Origin of the sequence: Blastococcus sp. TF02-8 (genome assembly GCF_003319175.1) — a bacterium.
In the GTDB taxonomy this organism is placed as follows: Bacteria; Actinomycetota; Actinomycetes; order Mycobacteriales; family Geodermatophilaceae; genus Blastococcus.
Map to the genome: position 1 here is coordinate 234,663 of NZ_QOHK01000004.1, position 12,297 is coordinate 246,959.

The window sequence follows — 12,297 nt, forward strand, 5'->3', positions numbered from 1 at the left end:
GGTTCCGCAGAGCCGCTGGTGTTCGATGTGCAAACCTCGCATTCAGTACACCGGCTTGGTTCAGCTAGACGGATCTGCTGGCCTGCCGCCAATCTGGAGGCGTGTGATCTTGGAACACGTCCGGCGCGGTGAGGCAGAAATTTCACCGATCCTGCGGCGGAAACTTGTTGGAGCGGAAGCGACGGACAGGGGCGCTCGTTGGATCTTCAGCACTTCGTCCGGATCGTGCGGCGGCGATGGCGCTTGTTGGCACTGGTCGTCCTCGCCTCCACCCTGGGAGCCGCGGCGGCGGCCGCCGTGCAGCGACCCGCGTACGAGACGACGAGCGTCCTCGTCGCGACAACAGGTGCCATCTCCGACGGCGCGGTGCCCACGCAAGCGGCAGCGCAGCGAGCCCTGGATCTGTCGCGCTTCGCCGTGACGCGGCCCGTCGTCATCGAAGCGGTCGCCGAAGCAGCTCGCGCCTCGGGCCTGCCGGAGCGCACCCCGGACGGAATCTCGGCCGAGGCGGACGGCGTATCCCCCTTCCTCACGCTGACGGTCACGGACAGAGATCCTCAGTGGGCACAGGCGGTAGCGAACGCCTACCTCGCCGCGCTCCCGGATGCTCTCGACGACATCGACCCCGGAGTGGCCGCAAGCGCCGAACAGCTGACGAGCCTGACGCCGGCCGCTCTGCCCACAACGCCGTCCAACCCCGACTGGTCGCTGTACCTGTCGATGGGGCTCCTGCTGGGTCTGGCTCTCGGCACCGGCCTCGTGATCTTCCGGGAGGCGGTCCAGAAGGACTCGCACGATCCCGACGACATGGCGCGCGTACTGAACCTGCCGATGCTGGGCATCATTCCGCTGGCCGAGCCGAAGGAAACGCTTCCCCTGCGCGCCAGTCCCACCAGTCCCCGGGCTGAGGCATATCGGGCAGTGCAGGCCAGTCTGTCCTTCCTGCGAGAGGACGGGCCACCACGCTCACTGGTGGTCACCAGCGCCTCCTCCGGCGAAGGCGTTTCCACCGTCGTCGCCAATGTGGGCCTGTCGCTGTCCGGCAGTGGCCGGCGCGTCATCCTCGTGGACGCGAACCTCCGACGCCCTTCCCTGCACGAATTGTTCGGGCTCACACTGGGCCCCGGACTGGCCGACGCCCTGACCGAACGGTCGACCCTCGCCGAGGCGCTCCAGACCATCGAGGGGACCACTCTGCGCGTCCTGTCGGCAGGCACTTCCAGCGACAGCCACGTGGAGATGCTGACCAGCGCCCGGATGCCGGAACTTCTCCGGGACCTTCAGAAGGAATGCGACGTCCTACTCCTGGACACGCCCCCCCTGCTGCCCGTGGCTGACGCGCTGTTCCTGGCCGTGCACGCGGCAGGTGTGCTGCTGGTCGCGCGCGTGGGGACCGCCACGGGAGACCGACTGCGTAGGACGCTGGACGCGATGCGGACGGTCAACGCGCCCATGGTCGGATTCGTCGTGAACGGCGGCGAGGACGATCCGGAGCGGATGGGCCCCCGCCGCCTTCCCCGTCGGCACCGGGAGCGGACCACGCCCCCTGATGACACGAACGCGGCGATGGGCGAGACGCCCGATGCAGAGTCCACCTCGCGGACCGACTGATCCGTGCCCACGCTCCTGCCCGCGGCCGGCCCTCGGCCGGACCTGCGCTTGGCAGCGGCCGCAGCCGCGGCGCTGGGGCTCGCATTTCTCGTCGGCTTCTGGAACCACGAGCACGCGCGGTACGCGTACGTGCTCGCCTGCGCCCCACTGCTTTTCGTGCTCGCTCTGCGACCGCACGTCCCGCTCATCCTCGGTACGGGGCTGCTGTCGCTCACAGCCCTCGGGACGACGGTCGGTGCTGCGCGACTCTCGGCCTCCGACGCCCTGCTCGCAATCTCCTTCGTCGGGTCGCTCGCCTGTCTCTTGCTGGCTCCGTCATGGCGGGAACGCGGGCGGGACCTCCGGCTGATCCTGCTCTGCGCCGCTGCGTTCTGCGTCTGGCTCGGGGCCGTCATGCTCGTGCACGGTTCCCTGCCTGTAGTGGTCAACAGCCTGCAGACCTACCAGCTGTTCCTGGTGCCTCTGGTCACCGGCGCGGTGGTTCTCGAGCCCCGCACCGGACGGAGCGCTCTCCTGGTCCTGGTCATCGGTTCCGTGGTGCTCTCGCTGATGTGGATCGTTTCCGGCGGGCAAGGGACGTTGCTCACCGGGAACAAGAACCCTGACGGGCAGTTCCTGGCCAACGCTCTGGTGGTCGCCCTGGCACTGGCACCTTCGTGGGCATGGCGGCTGGCGGCACTGCTTCCACTCGGCGCCGGGCTCGTCTTCACGCAGAGCCGCGGCGCCTTGCTGGGCGCAGCGGTCGGCATCGTCGTCGTGCTCGTGTTCCGAGGCCTGGGGACCTGGCGCCGCACGCTGGCTGGAGCGCTCGCGCTGGGCGCGCTCGTGCTCCTCGGATACCGCATGCTGCCCGCAGACGTCGTCGCCCGGAGCACGGATTTCAGCTCTGGCGCTACCGGGACGGCACTGGGGGACCTAACCGCCTCCCAGTACACCGTGCAGCTCCGCGACGTCTTCGCCGACCAGGGCTGGGACCTGGTCGATGCGCACCCTGTGTTCGGCGTGGGCCCAGGCAATTACCGAACCGGGATCCCCGGCCAGGAATCGTTCACCGTGGACCCCCACAACCTGCTGATCCGTACCGCCGGCGACGTCGGCTATCCAGGCCTCATCGCGTTCGGTCTCCTGGTGGTCGGAACGGCCTTCATCGCGTATCGGCGGCGACACGTCAACCCGTATGCCGCTGTCGCACTCGCAGTCCAGGCCGCCGTGATCACACATGGGTTCGTCGACGTGTACTGGGTCCGGGGAACGCCGATCCTTCCTTGGCTGCTCCTGGGGATGGCCGTCAACCGCCGATTGGACCGCCCGCATGGCTGAGCTGACCGTCGTCGTCGTCGCGTTCCACGGAGCGGAGAAGCTCGACACCTGCCTGGAGGCGCTGGAGCAGGCTGCTCCGGTCGTCGTCGTGGACAACTCCAGCGACCCGGCCGTCGAGACGGTCGCCCGCCGTCACGCGGCCGCATACGTCGATGCCGGAGGGAACCTGGGCTTCGCAGCGGGCGTGAACCTCGGCATCAGCCGAGCGCCTTCCGGTAGGGACATCCTTCTCCTCAACCCGGATGCCGTGCTCACAGCTCCGGGCCTCCGCTCCTTGCATGAAGCGCTACACGCACCCGGCGCCGAGCGGATCGCAGCGCTCTCCCCCGGCCTGGTGGACCCGGTGAGCGGACAGCACCAGCAGGTCCGCTGGCCGCTCCCGACGCCAGGGCGCATGTGGCGGGAGGCCCTCGGGATGACCCGCCTGAGGGTCCCACCGCTGGAGTTCTGCGTCGGTGCGGTCCTGCTCCTGCGGGCCGAGGCACTGGCCCAGGTCGGCGGTTTCGACGAGCGGTTCTTCCTCTACGCCGAGGAGACGGACTGGCAACAACGGGCGATCGCGGCGGGATGGCGGATCGAGGAGCTTCCCAGCGTGATCGCTGCTCACGAGGGAGCTGGGACCAGCACCGACCCGAGCCGCCGCGAAGTCCATTTCCACGCCGGAACCGAGACATACATCCGCAAGTGGTTCGGCTGGTCCGGCTGGGCTTCCTATCGCGCCGCAGCCGTACTCGGAGCCCTGCTCCGCGGGCTCACGCTCCGCGGGCGCCGGGGAGCCGCCGCGCGAGCGCGCGCCGCCCTGTACCTGCGCGGCCCCCGCTCGGTCGCTGACCTGCCGGTCCGCGTCAGCGCGGCAGGGCGACGGATCGCCCACGTCGTGGTCACCGACGCCTTCGCCGGCGTCGAGCGCTACGTCTGCGAGGTGGCACGCGAGCAAGCAGCCCGGGGCTCGGTGGTCACGGTCATCGGCGGTGACCCTCAGCGCATGCCCGATGAACTCGGAAGCGCCGAGCACCGGCCAGCTGCCTCCGTGTTTGCCGCTGCGCGTGAACTCATGGCTCTCGGTCGCCTGGATGTCGTCCACGCCCACATGACTGCAGCCGACTTCGCGGCTGTCTCGTCGGCTATGTGGCATCACGGCGTCATCGTGTCGACCCGGCATTTCGCCGGGCCTCGCGGGTCCACGTTCCTCGCTCGCGCGCTGGGTCGCCTAGCCCGCCTCCGGATCGACCAGCAGATCGCCATCAGCTCTTTTGTCGCGGAGTCCATTCAGGAACCAGCGGTCGTGATCCCCAACGGGGTCAGGTCACAGCCGGATGAGCAAAGAGCCCCTCGCGACCGGGTCGTCTTGTGCCTGAACCGCTTGGAACCGGAGAAAGCCACGGACGTCGCTCTGAGGGCTTGGGCAGCGAGTGGGATTGCCGGGGATGGATGGCGGCTGGACATCGCAGGGTCCGGCAGTCAGCGAGGCGGCCTGCAGAAGCTCGGCGAGGACCTCGGCGTCCGAGACAGCGTCCGCTTCCTGGGGCAAGTGAGCGACACGGCGGCACTCCTGAGCCGCGCAAGCCTGCTCTTCGCCCCGGCGACGGCAGAGCCTTTCGGACTGAGCGTCGCAGAGGCGATGTCCTACGGCACTCCCGTGCTACTGAGCCGCGGCGGAGCTCACCCCGAGCTGGTCGGCGACGAAGCTTGGACCTTCACACCAGGAGACAGCAAAGCTGCCGCTGGCCTGCTCCGCCAAATCGCGGCCATGGGCGAAAGCGAGCGGCGAACGGTCGGCAACATGCTCCGAGACCGGCAGCGGCGGCTATTCGACCTCGAGCTGCACGTCGCTGCTCTGAACGAGATCTATACGTCGCCGCAACACTGAGGGCGCAACTAATAGCAGTTCAGATCCGAGCATTGAGGATTCGCGCCGCCGTATCGATAGGCCTCGCGAGGCACGCCGGGAATACGCGCTTGACGGCTTCCCAGTCGTTAGCGTCTGGCCCGAAACGCGAATACCTGACTCCCATCACGAAGACTACGGCTCCGAGCGCCGCTGCGATCGGAGCCGCGATCCAGACCTCAATACTTAGAAGCAACGGGACTGTCGTGGCGACCAAGGCGGCCAGTAGCCCAACGAGCCAGCTCCCCATAGGCGTCATCACCTCCCTCACCGCCTGCCCTCCCAGCCGAGCCTCGCCGACAACTAGCAAGCACAGGAAAGTAACCTGCCCCCCCACATTTGCGACCAACGCCCCCTCAAGCCCGAGCGGCGGTATAAGGCTGAGTGCCAACACGACGTCCACGATCAGCGCCGCCACTGTCAGCCACAACCCACGCGCCGCCTGTCGGCGCGCGGACACAAAGATCAGGATCGGATTGCACACAGACTGCAAGCACGAGCTGGCCGCTAGGACGAAGAAGGACCACCTCGCTCCTTCATATGCGTAGCCGTAGAGCAACGGAAGCGCGACTACGAGCAGTGGGGTTGCGACCGCCAGTAGTGCTCCCCCTAGAAATGCGGCGGCTCTTACCGCTCGATCTCTGCCCGCAATCGCCCTGTGCGGGTGCGCAGAAATCAACCCGGCTGCGGCGGGAGCTAAAGGTCCCATCAAAGCGTCCACCGGCGCCGTGATTTGAGCTGCCACCCCGAAGGCGAGGGCGAAGAGACCGACGGCCGCGGCATCGCCGAACCACCCTAGAACCACGATCTCGCTACGACTGAACACCAGCAGGTGAACTAGTCCGCCGATCATCGTAAGCAATCCGAAGCGCCAGAATCCCGGCGGGAACCCCCGCGGCAAGGCGAGCCGAAGAGAGGCGCGTCGCCCGAGGGCGGTGACTGCCAGAAGGTTGAGCGGCAACAAGATTGACCCGGCAAGCAGGCGGACTGCCCATACCCACGTGGGTCCCTCGCTCGTCAACGCGGCGCCCAGGACGGCGGTTTGCACAAGAAGATTCGATAGAATAGCGAGTTTCGCCCCGCTCGCGGTTCTGTTCTCGATGAAGATCAAGAGCCCTGCCGACCCAAAGGCCGCTGGGAGTGTCACTCCCGCAACGAGGATCGCCGCTATAACCCAGTCCCCGTCCGCGAGCACGATGACCGTAGCGACCATGATTGGAAGCTGCACCAACATCCTAAACCCGGCGGCTTTCCGAAGGATTCGGAAAGAAGCGTCCCTCTCCCCCTTGACCGCCGCCTCCGCCCCCCATTGAAGGGCCGCGTCGCTAACCCCGGCATTGGACACGTGCGTCGCGATAGTTAGGGCAAGTGTGAGGAATGCAAGGCCGCCGTAGTCCACCGGACCCAGGACGCGAGCGACCACTGCATTTACTGCAAAGGCCAGAGGCGCAGCCAGGACCGTGTGCAGCAGGGTCCATACCGAACCCCTTAGCGCACGATGCTGCAGCTCCCCTGCGCCGATCGTCTCGGCATTTTCGGCCTTCGCGGTACCGGGGTCCACCCCGCCAACCTACGCGACCGAGCACGCGACGCCTGACCTGCCTCAGGACCACGCTCGCTGCTCACACGAGCGCTCGGTCGTCAGGCCTAGCCCGATCGCGACTGCTTCCTGGACGCACGTACGCCACGCCGGCCTTGATGCCTCACCGCGGGGCCAGCAAGACGCTTTCCTCACGCACCCGGCGACACGCCCGACCGAATGCATTAGCCTGCTGGCGTGCTGGGCGAACCGGGTGCGCTAAGCGTGGTCATGACGACTTATCAGGCTGGTCGCTACTTGGACGAACAGATCATGTCCATTTTCGACCAGACGCGCCCGCCTTACGAGATCGTCATCAGTGACGACGGCTCTACGGACGGGACATGGCGAGCACTAGAACGCCTAGCCCTGGAGTCTCCGGTGGCGATGCGTTTATTGCGCAACAAGCGCAACATGGGACTGCGCCTCAACGTCGAGCAGGCTTTGTCGGCGAGCACCGGCGACATCATCGTCTTGGCGGATCAAGACGACATCTGGGCACCCACCAAGCTAGAAGCCATCGCCGCTTCCTTCGAGGACCCGCGAGTGGACGCCTGGTTCTCTGACGCGGAGCTCATTGACGGTGAGGGCAGGCCGTTGGGACGGCGAGCGTGGGAGGCCACAGCATTCAATTCGTCCGATCAAGAAGCGCTTGCCAAGGGTGGAGGCCTGCGGCGCTTGTTGTACGGCTGGACCGTGACCGGCGCGACCATGGCTTTTCGCTCACACCTGCTAGATGTAGCCCTACCCCTGCCCGACTCGCTTGATGGCGCAGAACCTTTGTACCTGCACGATGGCTGGATCGCAGTCCTCGCCCACCTGGATGGCGCGATAGCCGTGAATCCCTCGAAACTCGTGAAATACCGACAGCACCCCACACAGGTGACTGGCATGTCTATGGTTGAAACCGCCCCCCCGGGCAGGGCTACTAGCCGGGAGCGCCAGGCTGAACTTGCACGCGAGATGCGTCGGGTCAGGCTTGTGACCCGACGCGTCCGAGCACACCCTGAGCGCGCATGGGATGCACGAAAGTTGCAGGAATTATTCGCGCTCGAAGGCTTCCTGGAGACCCGCTCGTCGATTGCCGCCGGCGAGAGAGCAGTCGGGAAAGTGCTAGCTGAGCTCTCCCGAGGCAACTACCACCGGTATGGGCGGGGTCTGCGCACGGCGTTATGGGATGCCCTGCCCCCACGACTCAGGTCCCTGGCGAGGAACGATTGACAAGCGCCGCTACGGCACTACTTTAGATTTTCCCGCGGGCGAGAGCCGCACACCCGATCATAGTTGTTCGAGAGAGCTTAGGTTGTTACCCTAAATGACTATCAGGCCACTTGTGAGTGTAATCATTCCGCTCCACGAGGGCGCGGCTTTCATCGAGGACACGTTGACCAGCCTGGCCGAGCAGACTGTCGACGATCTCGAAGTGATCGTTGTCGACGACGGGTCCACGGATGCGGGTCCTGAACTCGTCGTTGAACACCCCGTCGGCGCGAAGCTAATTCGACAGGACCGGACTGGTGTAGCAATAGCTCGGAATCGCGGCTCCTACCATGCCTCGGGGACCTGGTTGGCATTCTTAGACCAGGATGACTTGTGGCACCGATCCCGCGTCGAGGGCCTCGTTGCCACGCTTCGCGCGTCAAGTCAAGGATTCGTCTTTACGAATACAACCAGCTTCGCCGCCACTGAAGACCGCGAGACGATCATGCGGGCCGGACCGTATGTCGAGAAGATGATCGACATATGGGTGAACCGGGGCGAGGAGCTGACCGCCCTTTGCAGGGGGCCCGTCCCATCTGTGACCAAGCCTCTGGCCGAGAAACTCTATCGTCTTGAGGACGTCATGTCCGGGACCTTGGTCACCACGACTTCTTTTCTCGTGCGATCCGACCATATGCGACTGGTGGGGGGCTGGAGTCCGCACGCCAGATCCATCGACGACTGGTGGCTGATGGCAAGCGCGGCCTATGTGGAGCCAATACTTGGCATCGACCAGCCTACCCATCTCTACCGCATACACGCAGGGGCGACCTCGAGGAGCACGAAGTTCTGGTACGCCTACTCGTCCTCCCTCGTCGCAATGAGGTTCGGAGACAATTACGTCAGCCGACCCGCAGCGTTGAGAACACCTCTGAACAACGATGTCGCCGAACATCTCTTTGACCAGATGCTGCGATCGGGCGAACTGGCCGGCGACTCGCCCGCAGCCCACTACGCCCGACACATGGCGAGCGTCCTGTGGCCGGAGCGGCGGATTGGCCGTGACATGTTGAAGGCGAGCCTCCGCAGGAGGCTCCCTCGCCTGAGCCGCGCATGGAGCGCACACCGCGACAGGTGACCACTCGACTTGTTGGCGGTGACTCTGCGCGCGACATGCCGGATGGGTCAGGCGTTGAGCTGTCTCGCCCCGGCAAGCTCTACCGCCCGTACGAGAGACGGCTGATCAACCTGCGGGCCTGCGCCGCGCCGCAGTCGTCCGATAGAGACGCTCGTAAGAGTCAAGGACGGACTGTAGTTCGAACTGCCTGCTTCGTTCCACGCCCTGATGCGAAAGGCGCTCGCGCTCCCCGGGGTCGTTGAGGAGGCCCAATAGCGCGCTGCCGAGCTGAGAGTCCTCCGCCAAGACGCCGCACGTTCCGTCTTGGAGCACGTAGCGCGAGCCCGGGTTCGGCGTCGCGACGACAGGCGTGCCGGCTGCGAGCGCTTCCGCGTAGGGGATGCCGAAGCCTTCGTACAGGCTGGGAAGGCAGAAGACCCAGGCCTTCCGGTACAGGTCGACCAGGGTCTCGTCGTCGACCCGCCCCCACTGCACGACGCCGGAAGCAGGCGGAGCGTCCGTTGAGACCATCCAGAGTTCAGCGTCGGGGATCGCCGGCCGGACGACGTCGGAGAACGCCTCCATGAGGAGCCGACCGCGCTTCCGTTGCAGGTAGGTGCCGACGAACAAGATGGTGGGGCGCTCCGCCAGCGGACCGGCGCCGGGCGAGAATCGTCGTCCGTCCACGCCGTTCGGGATGACCGTTTTCACCCACGGCATCCAGCGCCGGGTGTCGGGACTGACAACGACCGTGCGGTCCGCGACGATCGTGGCGAGCTCCTCGCCGAGTCCGAGCGCAACCATTCGCAGCTTCTCCTTGGCCCCTTTGATCCGCCGCGCCTCCTCGAAGCAGCTGCCGTGCATGGTGCGCACGTGTGCGGGCACCCTCCGCCTCCACAGCCAGTAGTCGTCGCCGTGGGCGTGCAGCACGTCGAATCCGGAGAGATCCACCCGCCGCAGAGCTGTCGCGAAGCGGAACGTGCGCAGCGCCCCCGCCAGCGGAATCTGCACCGTCGTGTATCGGGCGCCGTCGCTGGGTCCACAGCCGCTGAAGACAGTGACGTCATGCCCTCGCTCGACCAGCCCATTGGCGAGTGCGTGCACCTGGTGGCCAACGCCGATCTTGCTCCCGCTGGGTAGGTAGTACGAGATCATGGCGATCTTGAGGGGCCGGGTCTCGCTCACGGGAGGCCCCTCGTCGCCCGAGCCAGGGCTTCCAGGTAGGCGTGGCCATCCGTGCGGTCGGGTTCCAGGTAGTTGCCCTCGGCCCACTCGTTCCAGGACTTCACGAAGAGCAGCCGCTCCTCGTGCGGCCGGTCTTGCAACTGCTCGACGGCTGCACGGACGTGTTGCTCGAACAGCGCGGGCTTCGAACCGGACACCACCAGCCCTCGCCGCCCGGATCGCGGGGTGTTGTCCCAATTGGGGTACACGCAGGGGAACAGGTTTTCCCGCCGGAGTGAAGCAGGCAGCGAGTGCGGCTGACGGGCATACGGGTAGCGCTCGGGCATGCGGAGCAACTTCCGGCCCAGCCGCATGCGGAGCACCGTTGCGGGCGTCACCTCGGCGGGCAGGCGGATGTAGACACCTGCATCGAAGCCCGCAGCCCGGACGTCGGTGAACTTCGGACCGCGCCCGAGCAGATCGCTGACCTCGGCGACGAGGTACAGACCCGGCAGGCCTGCCTTCTGCGCCATCGACTGCCATCGATCGACCCACGCGCGGGGATCGGGCAGCTGCTCGGGGCGGAAGACGTAGAAGAGCGGACGCCCGTAGACCGTGAAGTACCGCTTGTCGGTCAGGGCGGGAAGGATGTGCTCGAAATGCGCTCTGTCGTCCTCCGGGCCGGGGTACGTCTGCTCGACGAGGACGCGATGGTCGGCCCCGTGCCAGATGCCGGTCCACGTCTGGTTGGCCCACCCGAGACAGAACGAGTGGTTCGGCTCACCGCTGGACAGAACCTCTTCGAACGGCCGCTCTAGGATGCGCTTGCCCGCTCCGAACCAGTAGTGCCAGTAGACGAATGCCTCGACGCCGTACCGCGATGCCAGGTCGGCCTGAGCTTGACGGGTCTCGGGGACTCGCAGGTCGTAGAACCCGAGGTCTCCGGGAATGTGCGGCTGGACATGCCCCGGAAAGAGTGGACGCGCCTTTGCCGTGTTGGTCCACTCGCTGAATCCGGGACCCCACCAGGCGTCGTTCTCCGGGATCGGATGGAACTGCGGAAGGTAGAACGCCAACGTCCGAACGCTCGGCTCGGGGTGGACGATGTCCCCCGGCGTCGACTCCCGTGACATACACACCCCGTGCTCCAGTAGGCCTTACGCAGGTCGTTACCCGCTCAGGCAGCGGCGGAAGGCACTCTAGCCATGTCGCGGCGGGCGCTCTCGGGATAGCGAGGCACCCGCCCAGCAGCCAGGGCTCAGCCGCCCGAGCGCGTATCGACCGTGGTCTGGCCTCGGACCCTCCGGATTCACCTGTCGCTGGCCGAATGGCGTCGAGCGTCCATCCGCGCCACGCGTCAGTTGATATCAGCAGGAATCGACGACAACAGACACGCGAAGTCCCTCGCGCGCGATTCCCAGTCCAGTTCGCCGAGGACAGGAAGTGGCCGCTCGCCGGCCAGGGCTGCGCGAACGGCAGGGACGAAGTGCTCCGGTTCCGCCACGTGCACCCCTGGACGCCCGGCCAGCAGCTGGAAGCCGCTGGTCGGGGTCGCCACGATCGGCCGGCCGGCGGCCAGGTACTCGTAGGACTTGATGGCGTCGAGGCTCAGGGTGAAGGGCGACACCCGGTGCGGGCTCAGCAGCACGTCCAGGCCCAAGGTCCAGGAAGGCACCTCTCCTGACGGAATCGGCCCGTGCGATCGCACCTTCGGATGCGCGCTCAGGCGTGCGCGGCTCTCCCCGTCCAGGGCGTCCGGTCCGATGAGGTGCAGCCTGCCCACCGACTCGTCGTGGGCCACGCGCAGCAGCAGATCGACGTCGAGCCGTTCCGGTTGCTGGGTGCCCACGTAACCCACGTGTGGCCCCGGCCCCTCGAAGCCGTGCGGTGCCGCTGCCTGCCATGCCCGCCCATCGACCCCGTTGTGGATCACCTGCGCGTCGACCCCGTACCGCTCCATCCAGCGTCGCCGGAGCTCCGCGCTGCAGACGACCGTCGTGGCCCGGAGAGCCAGGACGTCCTCCGCCCGGACGATCCGCCGGATGATCCGGTCGGGGAAGTCGTAGCTCCGCCAGTCGTCGGTCACGTCGTACACCACCGGCTGCCCTCTCCGCAGGCAGTGCACGCCCAACGCCGGATCGTTGACCCACAGCACGTCAGCCGTCGCGAGTGCGCCGTGCCTCAGGCGCCGGCCCAGCTCGGCGAGCCCCCCGACACGCTTCGGCAGCCGGAGGGCAAGGGGGACGGCGCGTACCCCGGGAAGGGGGGACCGATCGGACCTCGACGTGCCACGGAGCAGCGGCGGCTCGAAGAAGTCCACCTGGGTCACGGCGCCGGACCTCACCAGCTCTGCGGTCAGGTGCTGGTTCCGCCGCCAGACGTCGTCCCACTCCTCGAGGCTGAGCAAGGCCACCCGTG

9 protein-coding genes are annotated in these 12,297 nt (G+C 66.7%); 5 read left to right on the forward strand and 4 right to left on the reverse strand.

Features of this window, described 5'->3' with window-relative positions; translation table 11 throughout:
• The first annotated feature begins 198 nt into the window (after positions 1–198).
• The 3 genes from DQ237_RS10370 to DQ237_RS10380 are packed head-to-tail and all read left to right on the forward strand — an operon-like array spanning position 199 to position 4,801.
• Positions 199–1,611, forward strand: a complete 1,413-nt coding sequence (locus tag DQ237_RS10370; protein ID WP_113799831.1) for a polysaccharide biosynthesis tyrosine autokinase — start codon at positions 199–201, stop codon at positions 1,609–1,611.
• A 3-nt stretch (positions 1,612–1,614) separates the two neighbouring features.
• Entirely contained in the window at positions 1,615–2,931 is a 1,317-nt protein-coding gene (locus DQ237_RS10375; RefSeq protein WP_113799833.1) for an O-antigen ligase, read from the forward strand.
• Positions 2,924–4,801, forward strand: coding sequence for a glycosyltransferase (locus tag DQ237_RS10380; RefSeq protein ID WP_166509566.1), 1,878 nt, complete (start codon positions 2,924–2,926; stop codon positions 4,799–4,801). The genes DQ237_RS10375 and DQ237_RS10380 overlap by 8 nt, the downstream gene beginning before the upstream one ends.
• A gap of 19 nt (positions 4,802–4,820) precedes the next feature.
• On the opposite strand, the gene DQ237_RS10385 is transcribed toward DQ237_RS10380, so the two are convergent.
• Positions 4,821–6,380 (reverse strand): lipopolysaccharide biosynthesis protein, encoded by a 1,560-nt coding sequence (locus DQ237_RS10385; RefSeq protein ID WP_113799837.1) that lies wholly within the window; start codon positions 6,378–6,380, stop codon positions 4,821–4,823.
• Positions 6,381–6,596: 216 nt separating this feature from the next.
• On the opposite strand from DQ237_RS10385, the gene DQ237_RS10390 reads away from it, so the two are divergent.
• Both DQ237_RS10390 and DQ237_RS10395 read left to right on the forward strand, forming a co-directional pair.
• On the forward strand, positions 6,597–7,619 hold the full coding sequence (locus tag DQ237_RS10390) for a glycosyltransferase (protein ID WP_113799839.1): 1,023 nt from the start codon (positions 6,597–6,599) through the stop codon (positions 7,617–7,619).
• A 94-nt stretch (positions 7,620–7,713) separates the two neighbouring features.
• A complete protein-coding gene (locus DQ237_RS10395) occupies positions 7,714–8,736 on the forward strand; it encodes a glycosyltransferase family 2 protein (protein ID WP_113799841.1) in 1,023 nt (340 codons plus the stop codon).
• A 105-nt stretch (positions 8,737–8,841) separates the two neighbouring features.
• On the opposite strand, the gene DQ237_RS10400 is transcribed toward DQ237_RS10395, so the two are convergent.
• From DQ237_RS10400 to DQ237_RS19425, 3 genes are all read right to left on the reverse strand, one after another.
• Positions 8,842–9,900, reverse strand: coding sequence for a glycosyltransferase family 4 protein (locus DQ237_RS10400; protein ID WP_113799842.1), 1,059 nt, complete (start codon positions 9,898–9,900; stop codon positions 8,842–8,844).
• Entirely contained in the window at positions 9,897–10,955 is a 1,059-nt protein-coding gene (locus DQ237_RS10405; protein ID WP_205730159.1) for a glycoside hydrolase family 99-like domain-containing protein, read from the reverse strand. The genes DQ237_RS10400 and DQ237_RS10405 overlap by 4 nt, the downstream gene beginning before the upstream one ends.
• Before the next feature lie 281 nt (positions 10,956–11,236).
• On the reverse strand, positions 11,237–12,292 hold the full coding sequence (locus DQ237_RS19425; RefSeq protein WP_166509568.1) for a glycosyltransferase: 1,056 nt from the start codon (positions 12,290–12,292) through the stop codon (positions 11,237–11,239).
• Between the last annotated feature and the right edge of the window lie 5 nt (positions 12,293–12,297).

What these genes read in the sequence shown, in the direction of transcription:
- DQ237_RS10380 (WP_166509566.1), top strand. Translation starts at nt 2,924, where the DNA reads ATGGCTGAGCTGACCGTCGTCGTCGTCGCGTTCCACGGAGCGGAGAAG.
- DQ237_RS10395 (WP_113799841.1), top strand. Translation starts at nt 7,714, where the DNA reads ATGACTATCAGGCCACTTGTGAGTGTAATCATTCCGCTCCACGAGGGC.